At 63.4% G+C, this 18,840-nt stretch carries 11 protein-coding genes; 5 read left to right on the top strand and 6 right to left on the bottom strand.

Annotation, left to right across the window (positions count from 1 at the left end; all coding sequences use genetic code 11):
• The first annotated feature begins 363 nt into the window (after nucleotides 1-363).
• Nucleotides 364-1,089 carry a 16S rRNA (uracil(1498)-N(3))-methyltransferase gene (locus GW587_RS17210; RefSeq protein WP_166105470.1) on the top strand — a complete coding sequence of 242 codons (726 nt, stop codon included), beginning with the start codon at nucleotides 364-366 and terminating at the stop codon, nucleotides 1,087-1,089.
• A 71-nt stretch (nucleotides 1,090-1,160) separates the two neighbouring features.
• Here GW587_RS17210 and GW587_RS17205 read toward each other — a convergent pair whose 3' ends face one another.
• The gene (locus GW587_RS17205) at nucleotides 1,161-4,097 is read right to left on the bottom strand and encodes a TonB-dependent receptor domain-containing protein (protein WP_166105468.1); all 2,937 of its coding nucleotides are present in this window, start codon (nucleotides 4,095-4,097) and stop codon (nucleotides 1,161-1,163) included.
• Nucleotides 4,098-4,984: 887 nt separating this feature from the next.
• Between GW587_RS17205 and GW587_RS17200 the strand changes: the two genes are divergently transcribed.
• The 3 genes from GW587_RS17200 to GW587_RS17190 all read left to right on the top strand — a co-directional run bounded on the left by GW587_RS17200 (nucleotide 4,985) and on the right by GW587_RS17190 (nucleotide 12,733).
• A complete protein-coding gene (locus GW587_RS17200) occupies nucleotides 4,985-6,622 on the top strand; it encodes an NAD(P)/FAD-dependent oxidoreductase (RefSeq protein ID WP_166105466.1) in 1,638 nt (545 codons plus the stop codon).
• A gap of 320 nt (nucleotides 6,623-6,942) precedes the next feature.
• Nucleotides 6,943-9,705: a TonB-dependent receptor gene (locus GW587_RS17195; RefSeq protein WP_166105465.1), complete on the top strand. Its 2,763-nt coding sequence runs from the start codon at nucleotides 6,943-6,945 to the stop codon at nucleotides 9,703-9,705.
• A gap of 331 nt (nucleotides 9,706-10,036) precedes the next feature.
• Entirely contained in the window at nucleotides 10,037-12,733 is a 2,697-nt protein-coding gene (locus GW587_RS17190; RefSeq protein ID WP_166105464.1) for a TonB-dependent receptor, read from the top strand.
• 33 nt (nucleotides 12,734-12,766) lie between these two features.
• Here GW587_RS17190 and GW587_RS17185 read toward each other — a convergent pair whose 3' ends face one another.
• Both GW587_RS17185 and GW587_RS17180 read right to left on the bottom strand, forming a co-directional pair.
• Entirely contained in the window at nucleotides 12,767-13,735 is a 969-nt protein-coding gene (locus GW587_RS17185; protein WP_166105463.1) for a magnesium and cobalt transport protein CorA, read from the bottom strand.
• A 71-nt stretch (nucleotides 13,736-13,806) separates the two neighbouring features.
• On the bottom strand, nucleotides 13,807-14,592 hold the full coding sequence (locus tag GW587_RS17180) for an SDR family NAD(P)-dependent oxidoreductase (RefSeq protein WP_166105462.1): 786 nt from the start codon (nucleotides 14,590-14,592) through the stop codon (nucleotides 13,807-13,809).
• A gap of 91 nt (nucleotides 14,593-14,683) precedes the next feature.
• Between GW587_RS17180 and GW587_RS17175 the strand changes: the two genes are divergently transcribed.
• Entirely contained in the window at nucleotides 14,684-15,628 is a 945-nt protein-coding gene (locus tag GW587_RS17175; protein WP_166105461.1) for a GlxA family transcriptional regulator, read from the top strand.
• Here the strand turns inward: GW587_RS17175 and ntrC are convergent.
• The 3 genes from ntrC to GW587_RS17160 all read right to left on the bottom strand — a co-directional run bounded on the left by ntrC (nucleotide 15,625) and on the right by GW587_RS17160 (nucleotide 18,810).
• Nucleotides 15,625-17,136, bottom strand: a complete 1,512-nt coding sequence (ntrC, locus tag GW587_RS17170; RefSeq protein WP_166105460.1) for a nitrogen regulation protein NR(I) — start codon at nucleotides 17,134-17,136, stop codon at nucleotides 15,625-15,627. The genes GW587_RS17175 and ntrC overlap by 4 nt on opposite strands.
• Before the next feature lie 70 nt (nucleotides 17,137-17,206).
• Nucleotides 17,207-18,319: a nitrogen regulation protein NR(II) gene (gene glnL / locus GW587_RS17165; RefSeq protein WP_166105459.1), complete on the bottom strand. Its 1,113-nt coding sequence runs from the start codon at nucleotides 18,317-18,319 to the stop codon at nucleotides 17,207-17,209.
• Nucleotides 18,316-18,810, bottom strand: coding sequence for a DUF4124 domain-containing protein (locus GW587_RS17160; RefSeq protein ID WP_166105458.1), 495 nt, complete (start codon nucleotides 18,808-18,810; stop codon nucleotides 18,316-18,318). Before GW587_RS17160 ends, glnL begins: the two co-directional genes overlap by 4 nt.
• Nucleotides 18,811-18,840: the final 30 nt, after the last annotated feature.

Raw genomic sequence — 18,840 nt, 5'->3', positions numbered from 1 at the left:
TACAAAATAATCGGTAGGAAATGGTATAAATCAATGACATTTACGTCATCTATACTTTATTATGGAGACGCACATTCCATCTACGGATTCAAGCCCCGCCAATTTTTATATCGATAGAGATCCTCATAACGATATTAAATTTTCGAATATGGCACTTGCACAAAATTTCAGCATAATTTCCAGACCTGTCTTTTTGCTACGACGCGCCTTTTTGGTGCGCAACTATCGTGTGTGCACCACAACTGAAAGTCGCGTGCACCACGACCAGACATCGCGGTAACTCTTAGTCGTTAACCGTTGGTAATTTCCCCGCCGGCCGGTGCAGCGATTAAAATTGCGCAAACACTCACACCGGACCGCCGCATGCCACGTTTCTTTTGCCCCCACACCCTGGCCATCGGCCAAATCATCACCCTGCCCGAGGCCGTCGCCCACCATATCCAGGTGCTGCGGCTCGCCCCCGGCGCGCTGATCACGGTGTTCAACGGCGACGGCGGCGAATACAGCGCCACGCTGGCGCAGATCGAGCGGCGCAGCGTCAGCGCCGAGATCAAGGCCCACCATCCGCGCGAGGTGGAGCTGCCGTTCGCGGTGACGCTGGCGCAGGCGCTGCCGGAAGGCAGCAAGATGGACTGGATCATCGAGAAAGCGATCGAGCTCGGCGTCAGCGGCTTCCAGCCGCTGGCGGCGCAGCGCTGCGTGGTGCGGCTGTCGGCCGAGCGCGCCGAGAAAAAGATGGCGCACTGGCAGGGCATCATCGAATCGGCGTCCGAACAGAGCGGCCGCAACCGCCTGGCCAGGCTGGCGCCGCCGCAGGACTACAAACAGTGGATCACCCAGCAGGACATGCACCGCCGCATCATCCTGTCGCCGCGCGCGGAACAGTCGCTGCCGGACTGGGCGCGTCACCAGGGACCGCAGGCGGTGACCCTGGTGATCGGCCCCGAAGGCGGCCTGACCGAGCAGGAAGAGGACGCGGCGGTCCGCCAGGGCGCGCTGGCGCTGTCGATGGGCCCGCGCATCCTGCGCACCGAAACGGCGGCGCTGGCGGCGGTGGCCGCCCTGAGCGCGCTGTGGGGCGGCCTCTAGGCGCGCCGGCCGGCATAAAAAAAAACCCGCGCGGCCTTGCAGCCGCGCGGGTTTTTTATTGCGACACCGGATTAGAACTTGACGTTCGCACCGAAGGTCACGTAACGGCCGATCGCATCGTAGGTTTGCGGGAAGGTGTTGCCGCTATCCATCGAGGTGGTGCCGACGTTGGCGCCGACGATAGGCGGTTTCTTGTTCGCCACGTTGTTGACGCTCAGGCTCAGACGCAGGTTCTTCGAGTAGTTGTACACGCCCGACAGGTCGACATAGTTAAATGCCTTGATGTGGGTGAACTGCGGCAGGATCTTCACGAGTGCAGCCTGTTGCGACGCTGGCTCGTAGTCGACCGCGCTGGTGTAACGCCAGTTGTAGCCCAGGGCGAAGTCGCCCACGTTCCAGGTGCTGCGCTGGACGAACTTACGCTTGAACACCGGAGCGTTGGCGACGTTGCCGCAAGCGACCGAGTAGTAACCCAGGCAGTCACGGTCGATCGAGGTCGGCGTGGCCTGGAACTGGAAGCTCTGGACTTGGGTGTAGTTGAAGCCCAGGTCGAGGTTGCCGTACTTAGGATCGAGGTTCAGGCTCTTCGCTTGCAGCTTGTACGCCACGCCCAGGTCGTAGCCGCTGGTGCTTTGCTTGCCGGCGTTCGACAGCGGCGTTTGCACGCCTTTCGAACCGACGCCATTGAAACCGCCGGTCGCTGGATCGCGGCCGACGATCGCGCAATACTCGTTCACGACGAACGAAGGATTGCTGGCGGCGCTGTAGCAGCCGTTGATGATGTCGGAGGTGCTCAGGCTCGATACCGCGTCAACGATCTTGATCTGGTAGTAATCCAGCGAGATCGCCAGCTTCGGCAGCGGTTCCCAGACGAAGCCCAGGGTCTTGGTCTTGGCCGCCTCAGGGCCCAGCGCGGTGTTGCCGCCGGTCAGATTGTTGATCTGGCCCGACGATGGCTGCGACAGCACGCCGATGTTGCTGACCGGTACGCCGGTCAGACGGCACAGATTCGACAGCGTGCCGGCGGTGTTGGCCTGCGCCGCGTTGATGGCGGTGCCGGCGCATGGGTCAGCCGACAGATTCGACAGGTTGGTCACTTGCGGTGCGAACAGTTCGTTGACGTTCGGTGCGCGGGTGGCTTTTTGCAACATCGCGCGGATACGGAACGCCTTCACAGGTTCCCACTCGCCGCCGACTTTCCAGCTGCTGTAGTTCTGCGACGTGGTGGCGGTCTTGAATTCCGTTTCGCGGTAGCCGAGGTCGGCGTTCAGCGCGCGCATGAATGGCTTGTCCTTGACCAGCGGGATCGAGGTTTCCACCGCCAGCTCGCGCAGCGTGAAGGTACCGGTACGATCCGGGGTCGGTGCGCCCGAACCCAGGACTTCGCCCTGGATCTGGGTCGCCGCGTCGGACTGGTTGCCGGCCTGAACTTTACGCTGTTCGCCGGTGACCGCCATCGAGATCGGCAGGCCTGCGAACGGGCTGACGAACTTCTCGCCGAAATCACCCTGGAACGACAGCGACGCCACGTCCTGCTGCACGTGCTGCATCGAGATCGCGCTGGAGTTGATGAACGCCAATTGGGCTGGCGTGATCGAACCGGCGGCGCCGAACACGTTCAACGGTACGCACTTGTTGGCGGTGTTGACGCAGGTGGTGGTGTTCAGCGCGTTCAGCGCTTGCTGTACTTTCGCCAGCGAACCCCAGTTCTGCTTGATCTGCACCTGGTCGGACGCGCCACGGGTCCACGACGCATCGTAGGTCCAGTCGAAGGCGACGTCGCCCTTGGTGCCGATGGTGTACTGCAGCGTCTTGTTGTCGAACGAGTTGATACGCGGGCCCAGCTCGACGAAGCGGCGACCGATGGTCATCGGCACCACGGTGGTGTTGCCGACCACGCAGTTGGCGGCGCTGATGCCGCGCTGTTGGCAGATCTGCTGACGCGCCGGTTCAGGGATGTACGGGTTACCGATCGGCACGTTGTACGAGTTCTGGAAGGTGCCCGATTCGGCCAGCGTCGACGCCACTTTGCTGGTGGTGTAGAACACTTCGGCGTAGACGTTGGCGTAGTCGTTGACCTTGTAGTTGGCCAGCGAGGTCGCCTGGGTACGGTCCAGACCGGTCGCGTAGTAGTTCAGCGGATTGGTGTTGTACGGGGTGACCGTGCTCGACAGACGACCGGTGGTCGGGTCGATCTGGGTGGTGCCGTTGATGCCGCCGACCACGCCGGTGGCCTGGTTGATGATGAAGGTGGCTGGAATCGCGGTGTCGGAGCCGGTGCCCTTGCCGGTGGTCGAGCTCAGGCTGGTCACGCCGTAAGGACGCGAACCCTGGGTCACCGGATCGGAGGTGGTCTTGCCGATGCTCAGCACCACGTTGCCGCGGCCGTCATCGAGGTTGGCGCCCATGGTCAGGTCGGTACGCTTGCGCTTGCCGTCGCGGTCGCTGGTGGTGGCGCCGTACGAGGTCGAGACGTCGATACCGGTGAAGTTTTTCTTCAGGTTGAAGTTGACCACGCCGGCCACGGCGTCGGCGCCGTAGGCCACCGATGCGCCGCCGGTCAGCAGATCGACGCGGCTCAGCAGGGCGATCGGGATCGCGTTGGTGTCGACCGTGCCGTTCAGGTTGAACGGCACCATGCGGCGGCCGTTGATCAGCACCAGGGTACGGTTGGCGCCCAGACCGCGCAGGTCGACGGTCGCGCCGCCGCCGGTGCCGTTGTTGGTGCCAGGGCCGATCGACGGCAGCGCCGCCGGCAGGCTCTTGATGAATTCTTCCACAGCGATCGGCTGGGATTGTTTGATCTCTTCGGCCGAGATCGAGGTGATCGGGCTGATCGAGGTGGTTCCCGGGGTCGTGATGCGGGTACCGGTCACTTGCACTTGTTCGATCTTCGCCGGCGCCGCTTCTTGCGCCATGGCGTTGTGCATCATCGCGCTCATGCCGACCAGCATCGAGCCGGCGAACACGGTGCGCAAGGTACGCGACATCATTTTCTCTTGAATCATTGTAAAACTCCCATTATTGAACTCCCCCGAAGGAAGAGAAACCTAACCGTTTTAAATACTTTATAAAGAGGGGTATTTAATCGGCCAGCCTGAAGGATTCTTTTAACCTGTTGCGATATCGTCCGACGCCGTGAAGCGCCGGGAGGATTATCAGGATGCGGAATCTCGCTTATGTGTGCCTGTCAAAAATCTCATTTCGCAGGCGCATTGCATGAAACCATTTGCATGCTAAAACTGTCAACCGCAGCTAGCCAATGTTTCGCAAAAACAACGAAAATCATGTCGTGAAACAAAGCAAGCTCTTTGCGCCGGGATTTTTGCCGCATTGCAGCAATTTTTCTTAATGATCTGTCAATATCCGATATCGCCGTACTTTTATTTTGATAGTCGCTAACAGAGTGAAATTAAATATTGTCCCAACCGGGATTTGCCAATGCAAATATCAGCCTGCGCCGATTCGCCGACGGCCGGCGATTGTGCAGTGCAGCATGAAAAGTGTGTCTTTATAAGCACAGCGACACACTTTCTTTGTGCTGCGCGACAAAATAGCAGCCGCTCAACGAAGTTGCTTTAATACAATTCGTTGTTTGCGCGCAACGCGCTGTTTTGGCGCACGGCGATCCAATTCGGGGCGCCCGATGGTGCATCGCCAAAATGGCGGATTTTTAAATCAACGCGATTAATTCAGTATTAAATAAATTCCCGGCGCGGATAAAACCGCGCCAACCCCGGATCAGAATATCCGCGCCCCCGGCGCCGGGCGCGCGGCGGGCTTGGCGCAAGACCGTCCGGTGCAGGTAAAATAGCGCCTGCGGCCGCTTCAGCAGACGGTCGGCCGCGTCAATCTCCGCTAGCTACGGAGCCCTGCAATTTTCGGAAATCATCACATGTTGCGATTAAATGAAGTCAAACTCCCGCTGAACCACACCGAGGACGCGCTGCCGGCCGCCATCCTGGCGCGGCTGGACATCCCGGCCGCCGAGCTGATCGGTTTCACCGTCTTCAAACGCAGTTACGACGCGCGCAAGAAATCCGCGATCGTGCTCATTTATTCGCTCGACATCGAAGTCAAGGACGAGGCCGCCCTGCTCCAGCGCCTCAAGCACGACGCGCACCTGATGCCGTCGCCCGACACCTCGTACAAATTCGTCGCCCACGGCGAGCAACTGCAAGGCCACGACCAGAACCCGCGTCCGGTGGTGATCGGCACCGGGCCGTGCGGCCTGTTCGCCGCGCTGATCCTGGCGCAGATGGGCCTGCGTCCCATCATCCTGGAGCGCGGCAAGGAAGTGCGCGAGCGCACCGTCGACACCTTCGGCTTCTGGCGCAAGCGCGAACTCAATCCGGAGTCGAACGTGCAGTTCGGCGAAGGCGGCGCCGGCACCTTCTCGGACGGCAAGCTGTACAGCCAGATCAAGGATCCCAAGCACTACGGCCGCAAGGTGCTGACCGAGTTCGTCAAGGCCGGCGCGCCGGAAGAGATCATCTACGTCAGCAAGCCGCACATCGGCACCTTCCGCCTGGTCAAGATGGTCGAGCAGATGCGCGCCAACATCGAGGCCATGGGCGGCGAATACCGCTTCAGCAGCAAGGTGGTCGACATCGAGATCGAACAGCGCGAAGGCGGCGGCCAGGTGCGCGGCCTGACGCTGGAGAGCGGCGAGAAGATCGTCACCAACCACGTGGTGCTGGCGATCGGCCACAGCGCCCGCGACACGTTTGAAATGCTGTACGCGCGCGGCGTCTACATCGAGGCCAAGCCGTTCTCGATCGGCTTCCGCGTCGAACACCCGCAATCGCTGATCGACGCCTGCCGCTTCGGCCCCAACGCCGGCCATCCGATCCTCGGCGCCGCCGACTACAAGCTGGTGCACCACGCCTCCAACGGCCGCGCCGTGTACAGCTTCTGCATGTGCCCCGGCGGCACGGTGGTGGCGGCCGCGTCGGAACCGGGCCGCGTGGTCACCAACGGCATGAGCCAGTACTCGCGCAATGAACGCAACGCCAACAGCGCGATCGTGGTCAGCATCTCGCCGGAAGTCGATTATCCGGGCCATCCGCTGGCCGGCATCGAGTTCCAGCGCCGCCTCGAAGAAAAGGCCTTCGAGCTGGGCGGCGGCACCTACAATGCGCCGGGCCAGCTGATGGGCGACTTCGTCGCCGGCCGCGCCTCGACCGCGTTCGGCACGGTGGTGCCGTCGTACAAGCCGGGCGTGCACCTGACCGACCTGGCGCAGGCGCTGCCGGAGTTCGCCGTGACCGCGCTGCGCGAAGCCTTCCCCGCGTTCGACAAGCAGATCAAGGGCTACTTCAAGCACGACGCGCTGCTGACCGGGCTGGAAACGCGCACCTCGTCGCCGATCCGCATCAAGCGCCGCGACGACACGCTGCAGAGCCTGAATACGCGCGGCCTGTTCCCGGCCGGCGAAGGCGCAGGTTACGCCGGCGGCATCCTGTCGGCCGGCGTCGACGGCATCAAGGTAGCGGAGGCGGTGGCCCTGTCGATGGCCGCCGACAACGCCTGATCCCCCTCCCCTCGCAGTAACCATCAGTTACCTGCCGTGGCCGCTTCGGCCGCCACGGCACGGCCGCACCACCCCTCAATACCGACTAGCATAAATCCGCATTAAAATTCCAAAAACTTTGTATTTTTGTGTAAATATTCGCTCATTTTTTGAATAATTCGAAATTTTCGTTGTTTCCATGCCGATTATTACTTAGCTGTAATTGACCATGGTCAACCCAAGTGGTCTTATGGCGGTCTTGAACAACCAAAGAAGATTGTTCATATTGTGATTGTTGATAACAACGCACCAATTCATATCTCGCCAGGAGTGATATAGCAATGATGATGGAAACTGTAATCTCGCGTTCGCTGCGTCTGATGTTCTCGGGCAGCGCCGTACTGGTCGGTGCCGGCCTGCTGGCCCAGCCGGCGTTCGCCCAGGACGCCGCCTCCATGCAACGCGTGGAAATCACCGGTTCGTCGGTCAAGCGGGTCGACGCCGAAACCGCGCTGCCGGTGCAAGTGGTCACCAAGGCGGATATCGCCCGTACCGGCGCGACCAGCACTGAAGAACTCTTGCAATCGATTTCAGCGTTCTCCTCGGCCGGCGGCACCAGCAACGCCACCGGCGCCGGCACCTCGACCGGCGGCCTGTCGTCGATCTCGCTGCGCGGCCTGGGCTCGACCCGCACCCTGGTGCTGGTCAACGGCCGCCGCCTGGCGGCGTTCGCCGGCAGCGACGGCGCCTCGGTCAACGTCAACGTGATCCCGCTGGCCGCCATCGAGCGGGTCGAAGTGCTGAAGGACGGCGCCTCCGGCGTCTACGGCAGCGATGCGGTAGCCGGCGTGGTCAACTTCATCCTGGCCAAAAAGACCGACGGCGTCGAAATCACCGGCGGCTACGGCTCGCCGAGCGAAAGCGGCGGCGGCCAGAACTCCAAGGCCTCGATCACCGGCGGCTACAACACCGACAAGCTGAACCTGGTGGTGTCCGGCTCCTTCGAAAAAGAAAAAGCGCTGTTCGGCCGCGACCGCGACTACGCCGCCAGCGCCACCCGCCTGCCGTACTACAGCGGCACCGCCACCGGCCAGGGCAACATCGAGGGCAGCTACACGCCGGGCAAAGGCCAGGATGCGGGCTTCCAGAGCAGCGGCGGCGGCTACGGCAACCCGCTGGCCGCCAACGGCAAGTGCGGCGACATCAAGATGGGCAAGCTGACCACCGCCGCCGGCGCGCCATATTGCTACTACGACAGCGGCCCGGACGTCGGCCTGACCCCGGATCGTGAACTGTACAACGTCACCGGCAACCTGACCTACCAGCTCAACGCCGACCACCAGCTGTTCGCCGATGTGCTGTATTCGCAGAGCAAGGTCACCCAGACCTACCAGCCGTCGCCGGCCCGTTCCAGCTTCTTCGGCACCGACGGCGAATTCGACAAGCAAGGCGTCGAGCAGGCGCTGCTGCTGTACCCGAGCAACCCGGTGTACCAGTCGATCGCCGTGCCCTACCTGCAAAGCATGGGCTACACCTCGCTGATCGGCAAGCCGCTGTCGATCACCTCGCGCGTGTTCGACTACGGTCCGCGCCAGAACGTCGACACCGCCAAGCAGGGCCGCATCGTGGTCGGCGCCAAGGGCACCGTCGGCGCGGTCGACTACGAAGTGGCGCTGAGCCACAACGAATCCAAGCTGACCAGCGCGGTCACTACCGGCTACTTCTCGCAAGTGGCCTACGCCAAGATCATCAACAACAGCAACTGGAATCCGTGGGCCGCCGGCGGCGTGCAAACCGGCGCGCTGGCCGAACAGCTGAAAGGCGCGGCCTTCTCCGGCGACTTCCTGGACGCCAAGTCGACCAGCGATGCGCTGGACGCCAAGATCACCGGCGACTTCTGGACCCTGGGCGGCATCACCCCGCAATACGCGGTGGGCGTGCAGTCACGCAAGGAAAAGTACTCGACCTCGCCGAGCGCGGCCTACGAGTCCGGCGACATCTCCGGCCTCGGCGGCTCGGTGGTGCCGATCGACCGCGACCGCACCGTCAACTCGGCCTTCGGCGAACTGAGCATTCCGCTGATGAAGACCGTCGAAGTCAACCTGGCGGCGCGCGACGACCACTACGACGACGTCGGCAATTCGGCCAACTGGAAAGGCAACGTCCGCTGGCAGCCGACCAAGTCCTTCCTGCTGCGCGCCTCCTACGGCACCGGCTTCCGCGCGCCGTCGCTGGTCGACCTGTGGACCCCGCAGACGCTGGGCACGTCGGAACAGTTCAACGACACCGCGACCCACCAGACCGGCATCCAGGTCAACGCGCTGACCGGCGGCAACCCGAACCTGAAGCCTGAAAAGTCCAAGCAGTATTCGTTCGGCACCGTCTGGCAGCCGGTGTCGACCGCCAGCATCGGCGTCGACTTCTTCCGCATCAACATCCGCGACCTGCTGGCGACCCCGTCGGCGCAGGAAGTGGTGTCGCGCTTCCGCGCCGGCGATCCGGCCTACGCCGGCCTGGTGACGCTGAACGGCAACGACATCGTCAGCATCCGCCAGACGCTGTCGAACACCGGCGACGCCGTGGTGCGCGGCGTCGACCTGTTCGCCAACTGGAAGGACAACTTCAGCTTCGGCAAACTGGAAGCCAACCTGAACGGTACCTACATGGATACCTTCGACCAGACCAGCCCGGGCGGCGACATCTCGCACAAGGTCGGCACCATCGTCGACGGCGACGGCAACCCGGTGATCGGCGCGCAGAACGGCGGCGTGGTGCTGCGTTGGAAACACCAGCTGGCCGGCACCTGGAGCAAGGGTCCATGGTCGACCACGCTGATCCAGAACTACCGCAGCGGCTACCAGGTGGGCCACGACCTGAACGACAACAAAGTGTTCATTTCGGCCGACGCCACCTACGACGCCAACGTCACCTTCCGCGGCATCAAGAACCTGACCCTGGCGCTGGGCGTGAAAAACCTGTTCGACAAGCAGCCCGACCCGATCGGCACCGCGGTGACCAATCAGTTCCAGTCCGGCTACGACATCAACCAGTACGATCCTCGCGGCCGTCTGGTGTATGTGACGGCCGGCTACAAGTTCAAGTAATCCGCCGCACGTAAGCCAGCCCGCACCGCCGAAAGGCCGTGCGGGCTTTATTTTGTTTTGCAAAAAAGTATGAACGCTGTTTCACGTAAGTGAAACGCTTAGCACATCCTGCGGAACGCACGATTGGAATTTTGTATATACATGTAAAAATTGCGCTATTTCACGAAAAAACCGTCATAAATGTTGTTTATGTCAAACTTGTTACAGTGTGCCAATTGACCCTGTTGAGCTCGGATGTTTTCATAGCGGCACTGATTCGATCTATTAAAGATTGTTCATAGTGTAAGCCAAATCAAAAACATCGCTACGAAACACCCAAGGAGTTTGATCAATGATGATGGAAACTGTTATCTCGCGTTCGCTGCGCGTGATGTTCGCGGGCAGCGCCGCACTGATGCTGGCACAACCGGCATTCGCTCAAGACGCGCCTATCCAGCGCGTGGAAATTACCGGCTCGGCCATCAAGCGTATCGACGCTGAAACCGCCGTTCCGGTGACCGTGGTCCGCATGGCGGACCTGAAGAAAGAAGGCATCACCACCATCGAACAGGTGTTGTCCAACCTGAGCGTCTCGCAAGCCAGCCAGGGCACCAGCCAGGTGGTCGGTCTGGGTACCGGCGGCGCCTCGTTCGCCGACCTGCGCGGCGTCGGCGCCAACAAGACGCTGATCCTGCTGAACGGCCGCCGCCTGGCGAACAATGCCTTCGACAGCTCGGCGCCCGATCTGAACATGATTCCATTCGCCGCGCTGGAGCGCGTCGAAGTGCTGCGCGACGGCGCCTCGTCGTTGTACGGCTCCGACGCGGTCGGCGGCGTGATCAACTTCATCACCAAAAAAGACTGGCAAGGCGGCACCGTCACCATCGGCGGCGACACCCCGCAGCATCGCGGCGGCTTCTCCAAGAACGCCAACATCGGCTACGGCTGGGGCGATCTGGACACCAACGGTTTCAACATCTTTGCGATGGTCGACCATCAGTCGCAGAACCGCATCGGCGGTCTGGACCGTGACTTCAACACCCGTTACGCCGGCGGCCTGTCGCCATCGACCAGCCCGGCCAACTACTTCCAGGGCGGTAACAGCGCCAACCCGGCCGGTCCGGATTGCACCAGCAGCCCGAACCTGATCCCGGGCGCGACCGGCTCGTGCCAGATGACCACCTCGTCGTTCGTCGACTACGTTCCGAAGAGCGAGCGCACCACCGGCCTGGTCAAGGGTACCTTCAAGATCAGCAACGACCATGAACTGGGCGTCGAACTGCTGTCGACCCGCAGCAAGGTCGAGAGCGCGATCGCACCGGTGCCGTACGGCGGCCTGTACGTCAACCGCCTGCGTCCGGACGGTTCGCTCAATCCTTACTACCCGGGCAACGCCGGCGTGCCGAACGCACTGGCGCTGGACCCGACCTATATGGATCTGGGCGGCTCGATCACCCCGGGCGTCCAGCCAGGTTTCGTGCACGCGCGCTGGCGCGATCTGCCGAACGGCTCGCGCGCCGATGAAAACATCAACAAGCAGCGCCGCCTGGTGGTATCGCTGAAGGGCACCGTGGTCGGCTGGGATTACGAGACCGCCCTGTCCTACAACGAAAACAAGGTGCAGGAATTCCTGCACGGCTATAGCGATGGCGGCATCATCTCCAAAGGCGTACTGAACGGCGTGATCAACGTCTTCGGCGCGCAGGACGCCGCCGGCACCGCGCTGCTGAACAGCGCCGCGCTGGATGGCAACATCATGAACGCCAAGGGCACCAACAAAACCGCCGACATCAAGCTGAGCCGCGAAGTCGGCGACTGGCTCAACACCGGCCACCAGGCTGGCCTGGCGGTCGGCGCCCAGTACGAACACCAGGAATTCCGCAGCGCGGCCAATCCTGATTTCGCGGAAAAAGTGATCGCCTCCACCGGTATCGATCCGAACACGCTGAACGAAGGCAAGCGCAACGTGTCCGCCTTCTTCTCGGAACTGAACGTGCCGCTGCTGAAGAACCTGGACGTGACCGGCGCCTTCCGTTATGACCGTTACAGCGACTTCGGCCACACCACCAATCCGAAGTTCTCGTTCACCTACCGTCCGACCGACACCGTGCTGCTGCGCGGTTCGTACTCGAAGGGTTTCCGCGCGCCGTCGCTGTATGAAATCAACGCCGCGAACACCTACACCAACGCCGGCGACACCATGGACGATCCGATCAACTGCCCGGGCGGTACGCCGATCCCAGGCAAGTCGGCGGCGGCCAACTGCGGCCAGCAGTTCCAGGTGCTGAACGGTGGTAACACCAGCCTGAGCCCTGAGCGTTCGAAAAACGGCACCGTCGGTATCGTGCTGGAGCCGGCCAAGGATCTGTCGATCACGGCCGACTACTGGTCGATCCGTCTGACGCAACAGATCAGCAACCTGGGTTCGTTCGACGTGCTGAGCGATCCGGTCACCTTCGCGCCTTACTACCATCGCAATCCGTCGGGCGACCTGGCGGTGGACGGTTCGCAATGTCCTAACCCGATCACCTGCGGCTACCTCGATCTGCGCACGCAGAATCTGGGCGACATGAACACCAACGGTGTCGACCTGTCGGCCAGCTACAAGCTGCGCACCAAGGGTTACGGCCAGTTCAACTTCGCGTACAACGGCACCTGGGTGCACAAGTACGAGTACCAGAACTTCGTCGGCGACGAGATGCACCAGAACGTGGGCGTCTACTCCGGCACCGGTCCGATCTTCCGCTGGCAGAACACGCTCAACATGAACTGGAGCCAGAACAAGCTCAGCGCCGGCGTGACCGGTCACTTCAAGTCGGGCTACCTGGACCAGGATCCGGAAAACCATGTCGCTTCGTACACCACCTGGGATACGTATGCGTCGTGGGAAGCGCTCAAGGGCCTGAACCTGACCTTCGGCGTGCGCAATTTGTTCGACCGCGAACCGCCGCTGTCGTACCAGACCACGACCTTCCAGGCCGGCTACGATCCACGCTACACGGATCCGGCGGGACGCACGATGTACCTGCGCGCGACCTACAACTTCTAAGCAGCAACGAAAACCCGGCTCCGCCGGGTTTTTTTATAGCCAGCCGGCTTTCTTGAAGCGCCGGTGCAGGTACAGGCAGACGCCGACCATGATGGCGACCGCCATCGGATAGCCGTACTTCCAGTCCAGCTCCGGCATGTACTTGAAATTCATGCCCCATAGTCCGGCGAACGCGGTGACGATGGCGAAGATCGCCGCCCACGCCGCCAGCCGCTTGTTCACCTCGCTCTCATCGATCGCCACCATCGACAGGTTGACCTGGATCGCGGTGGCGATGGTGTCGCGGATGCCGTCCAGCGAGGCGGCGATGCGGTGCAGGTGATCGTGCACGTCGCGGAAATATTCCTGGGTCTCCATGCACATCGACGGCACACGGCCGCCGTGCAAGCGCCCCACCGCCTCCATCAGCGGCGCCACCACGTGGCGCACCAGCGTCACCTTGCCCTTCAGCTCGTACAGGCGCTGGATGTTGTCGCGCTGCCGGCCCTGGGTGAAGATCAGCTCCTCGATTTTTTCCAGCTCGGTCTCCAGCATGTCCAGCACCGGGAAGTAGCGGTCGACCACCGCGTCCATCAGCGCGTACAGCACGAAGGCCGGGCCCAGGCGCAGCATGTGCGGCTCCTTTTCGGCGCGGGTGCGCACATCCTGGAAGCCCTGCTTGCTGTTGCCGTCGCGCGCGGACAGGATGTAGTCGCGGCCGACGAAGATGTCCACTTCGCCGATCGCCACCTCGTGGTCGCGGCACTCGATGGTCTTGACCACCACGAACAGCGAATCGCCGTACTCCTCGATCTTCGGCCGTTGATGGCCGCGGCTGGCATCCTCCACCGCCAGTTCGTGCAGACCGAATTCCTCCTGCATCACCGCCAGCTCCTCCGGCTGGGCGTCGCGCAGCGCGACCCAGACGAAGGTGTCCGGCCGGGCGACATACTCGCTGATTTCCTCGACCGGGATGTCGTCCAGTTTTTGCCCGTCCTGATAGGCCACACAATTAATCAGCATACGCAATCCATAAAAAAAAAGCCCCTGGCTTCGTCAGCCAAGAGCTTACCTCAAACCGGCGTTGCCGCAGCTTACGCAGCGGTTAGATAGCGCGCGGCGGGCTTGGTATGCGACAGGTTCGGACCGAGCGCCTTGCGCGCCTCGTCCATGCGGGTGAACTCGGCCACGTCCGGCAGCGACGGCAGCGTCACCAGTTCGCGCTGGTCGAAGCCGGCCAGCGCCGCGTCGACCAGGTCTTCCGGCGTCATCACGATGGCGGCCGGCAGCTGGTCGATCGGTACGCCGAAACGGTCCCAGAACGGGGTGCCGATCGCGCCCGGCAGCACCGCCTGCACCTGCACGCCCTTGTCGGCCAGTTCGTGGTGCAGCGACTGGGTCAGCGCCAGTACGAAGGCCTTGCTGCCGCCGTAGGTGCCGTTCAGCAGCTCCGGCGCCAGCGCGACGATGGAGGCGATGTTGATGATGGCGCCGCCGCCGCGCGCGACCAGCCCGGGCGCCACGGCGCGGGTCAGGCGGGTCAAGGCGGTGACGTTCACGGCGATCATGTAGTCCAGTTCTTCCGGCGTCGAATCGACCAGCGTCTTGACCGCGCCCAGGCCGGCATTGTTGACCAGCAGGCTGATGCTGGCGTCGGTCGCCAGGCGCTGTTCGACCGCGCGCAGGTCGGCGGTCACGCTGAGGTCGGCGCGCAGCGTGTCGACCTTGCGCCCGGTCGATGCCTGCAACCGGGCCGCCAGCGCGGACAGCTTGGCGGCGTCGCGCGCCACCAGGATCAGGTCGTAGCCGCGACCGGCCAGACGCTCGGCGTAGACGGCGCCGATGCCGGTGGATGCGCCAGTGATCAATGCGGTTTTCATGGTGTGGTCCTTTAAAAGTTGAGTTGACAGGACCCAGTGTAGGGGCGCAGACTGAGGCCCATGTGACGTAGATACCTCATTTTGGGACATCATGAAAAAATCCATCGGCTTGCTGCTGTTTCCCGGTTTCCAGATCGTCGACATGGTGGCGGTCACCGTGTTCGAGGTCGCCAACCTGATGCCGGGCGGTCCGTTCTACAGCATGACCATGCTGTCGGAGCACGGCGGCCCGGTGACCAGTTCGGCCGGGGTGCCGGTCGTCACCGAGCGCTTCGACGCGCCCGGCCACGACACCATCATGGTGGCCGGCACGCTGGAGCCGGCGGCCGCGTCGTCGCCGGCGCTGATCGCCTTCCTGCGCGCGGCCAGCAAGGCGTCGCGCCGCACCGCCAGCATTTGCACCGGCGCCTTCATCCTCGGCGAAGCGGGATTGCTGGAGGGCCGGCGCGTGACCACGCACTGGGCCGGCGCGCGCGAGCTGCAGCGGCGCTATCCCAGGTCGAAGGTGGAGGAAGACCGCATCTTCATTGAACACGACAACGTCTGGAGTTCGGCCGGCATGACCGCCTGCATCGACCTGGCGCTGGCGCTGGTGGAGCAGGATCTGGGGGTGGAGGTGGCGCGCGCGGTGGCGAAGAAGATGGTGGTGTATCACCGCCGCAGCGGCGGCCAGTCGCAGTTCTCGGCGCTGCTGGAACTGGAGCCGAAGTCGGACCGGATCCAGACCGCGCTGACCTACGCCAAGCGCAATCTGCGCAAGCCGCTGTCGGTGGACGAGCTGGCCGACGCGGCCAACCTGAGCCGGCGCCAGTTCAGCCGCGCGTTCCGGCTGGAGACCGGGCAGTCGCCGGCCAAGGCGGTGGAGACTTTAAGGGTGGAGGCGGCGCGCGCGATGATCGAGGATGGCAACCACGCCATCGACGTGGTGGCGCGCGAGAGCGGCTTCGACGATCCGGAACGGATGCGGCGGGCGTTCATCCGCGCCTACGGCATCCCGCCGCAAGCCGTCAAACGCGCCGCGCGCGCGGCAGCTTAATCGTCCTTGGCGCCGTCGATCCCCAACTCGGCGATCTTGCGGGTGATGGTGTTGCGGCCGATCCCCAGCCGCACCGCCGCGTCGTTCTTGCGGCCGTGCGTATGCTTGAGCGCGGTCTTGATCAGCGCCGACTCGAACTGCCGCCCCAGCACCGCCATCACCTCCTGCTGCCCGCCGCTCAACATGCTGGCGGCCTGCATCTCCAGCAAGCTCAGCCACGCATCCGGCGAACCGGCCACGCCGGCGGCGTCGGCCACCGGCACCGCCGTCACCGTGCCGTGATGCTGCGGCGCGCCGAAGCCCTCGGTGGCCGAGGTCGACATCGCCGACGGCGCGGCGCCGCCGCCACCGCCCTGCTCCTGGGTCAGCTCCAGCGGCAGATCCTTGACCTCGACGGTCTGGCCCGGCGCCATCACCGTGATCCAGTTGCACAGGTTTTCCAGCTGGCGCACATTGCCCGGCAAATCCAGGCCGCTGAGGAACTGCACGGTGGCGTCGCTCATGCGCTTGGCTTCGACGCCGAGCTGCTTGGCGCTCTGCACCAGGAAGTGACGCACCAAAATAGGGATATCTTCGCGCCGCTCCCTTAAACTGGGCAGGCGCAGGCGGATCACGTTGAGGCGGTGATACAAGTCTTCGCGGAACAAGCCTTCGCGCACGCGCTGCTCCAGATTCTGGTGCGTCGCCGTGATCACCCGCACATTCGCCTTCAGCGGCTGATGGCCGCCGACGCGATAGAAGTGGCCGTCCGACAGCACGCGCAGCAGGCGGGTCTGCAGATCGAACGGCATGTCGCCGATTTCATCGAGGAACAGCGTGCCGTTCTCGGCCTGCTCGAAGCGGCCGCGGCGCGTGGTCTGCGCGCCGGTGAAGGCGCCGCGCTCGTGGCCGAACAATTCCGACTCCAGCAGATCCTTGGGGATCGCCGCCGTGTTCAGCGCGATGAAGGGCTGCGCCGCGCGCGGGCTGTGCTTGTGCAGCGCGCGCGCCACCAGCTCCTTGCCCGAGCCCGATTCGCCGGTGATCAGCACCGTCACGTTCGACTGCGACAGGCGGCCGATGGCGCGGAACACTTCCTGCATCGCCGGCGCCTGGCCGAGGATTTCCGGCGTCTCCGACGGCCCCGATTCGACGCTGGTCTCGCGCAGGCTTTCGTCCAGCGCGCGGCGGATCAGCTCGACGGCCTTGTCGATGTCGAACGGCTTGGCCAGGTACTCGAAGGCGCCGCCCTGGAACGCCGCCACGGCGGAGTCCAGGTCGGAGAAGGCGGTGATGATGATAACCGGCAGGCCGGGGTGACGCGACTTCACCAGCTGCAACAGGTCGAGGCCGGAGTCGCCCGGCATGCGGATGTCGGACACCAGCACTTGCGGCGTCTCGAACTCCAGTGCCGCGATGGCGTCGCGCGCATTGGCAAAACTCTTGGTGGCCAGGTTTTCCCGCGCCAGCGCTTTTTCCAGTACCCAGCGGATCGATTCGTCGTCGTCTACTATCCAGATTGGCTTCATGTGTGTGTATGTATCCCGCAATATGGATCGTCAATCAAGGGACTCGGTACCGGCTCCTGCCTGCCTCGGCTTATGGCAACGGCAGCAGAATACGGAAATCCGTAAATCCAGGCCGGCTCTCGCACTCGATCACGCCCATGTGCTGTTGCACGAAGGTTTGCGCGAGGGTCAAGCCCAGGCCGCTGCCGCCCTCCCGCCCCGACACCAGCGGGTAGAAAATTCGGTCGCGGATCTGGGGTGCGATTCCCGGTCCATTGTCGATGATATGCAAGTCTAATGCCAGCCCGTAGCGAACCTTGGCCAAGGTCACCTGGCGCGCCACCCGGGTCTTGAAAACGATCTGCGCGTCGCCCTCGTCGATGCGCGCGGCCAGCGCCTGCGCCGCGTTGTGCGCGATGTTGAGCACGGTCTGGATCAGCTGTTCCTTGTCGCCCCGGAACTCGGGAATCGAGGCGTCGTAGTCGCGCGCGATGGTCAGCCCGGACGGGAACTCGGCCAGCATCAGGCTGCGCACCCGCTCCAGCACTTCGTGGATGTTGACGTCGCCGACGATGTGCGGCCGGCGGTGCGGCGCCAGCAGGCGGTCGACCAGCGTCTGCAGGCGGTCGGCCTCCTTGATGATGACCTGGGTGTATTCGCGCAGCTGGCCGGCGTGCAGCGCCGGCAACTCCATCTCCAGCAGCTGCGCCGCGCCGCGGATGCCGCCCAGCGGATTCTTGATCTCGTGCGCCAGGTTGCGGATCAGCTCTTTGTTGACCTGGCTCTGGTCGAGGATGCGCTCCTCGCGGTCCAGCTTGAGGTGCTGCAGGTGCTCGCGCAGCTCGATCAGCACGTGGCCGGCCGGCTCGTCCAGCGCCGAAACGATGCTGTGCACATGCAAGGGATCGCGCCCGGCCCGCTCCAGCGCCAGGTCCTGGCGCAGGTCGGAGAATTTGTGCTCGCGCGCCTGGGCGCAGATGTGGTCCAGCTCGTCGGGATTGAGGAACTGCGCGCTGAGCCGCTGGCGCGACATCGCTTTGAGCGAGCTCTCCAGCAGATTCTCGGCGGCGGCGTTGGCGTAGGCGATCTTGCCCTCGGCATCGAGCAGCACCACGGCCGAGGCCAGCAGTTCCAGGCCCGCCAGCGCCGGCGGGCGGTTGATCGCGGCCGCCGCGCGGGCGGCGATATTACTTACTAGGCTCATCGGATATTCGCAATCTCACGTTTCAATGCATCGACATTTTTTTCCGAGCGGCTGATGCTGTCGCGCATGGCGGCCACCCGTTCCTGGTATTTGGCGTAGTTGCGTTCGTCGCCGCGCCGTTCCGGCTCGCCGCCGTTGAACTCTTTGCGCAGCTCGGTCAACTTCTGGCTTTCGGTCTTCAGCTCGTCTTCCAGGATGGCGCGGCGGTCGGCGTCGCGCGAACGCTGCTCGGCGCTGTCGACGCGCGGGAAAGCGCCCGGCGCGGTCGCCGGCGCGGCGGTCGCGGCGCGCGGCGAGGGAGCCTGCCGTTTCGGCGGCGCCGGCACCACGATGCCCGGCAAATCCATCGACTTGCAATAGCTGCCCCGATAAACGTCGGTGTACTCGGTACTGCCGTTGGGCGGCGTGCACTTGTAGATCACGCCCTGGCCATGGACCGCGCCGCAGGCCAACAGCGCCAACCAAAAACTTCGTTGCAAACTAGTTGTCATTCGTAATCCGTGGGTGGAACATTCCCTCCA

This window comes from Duganella aceris, from assembly GCF_011090165.1.
GTDB lineage: Bacteria > Pseudomonadota > Gammaproteobacteria > Burkholderiales > Burkholderiaceae_D > Rugamonas > Rugamonas aceris.
This window is presented reverse-complemented; position numbering and strand designations above follow the sequence as displayed.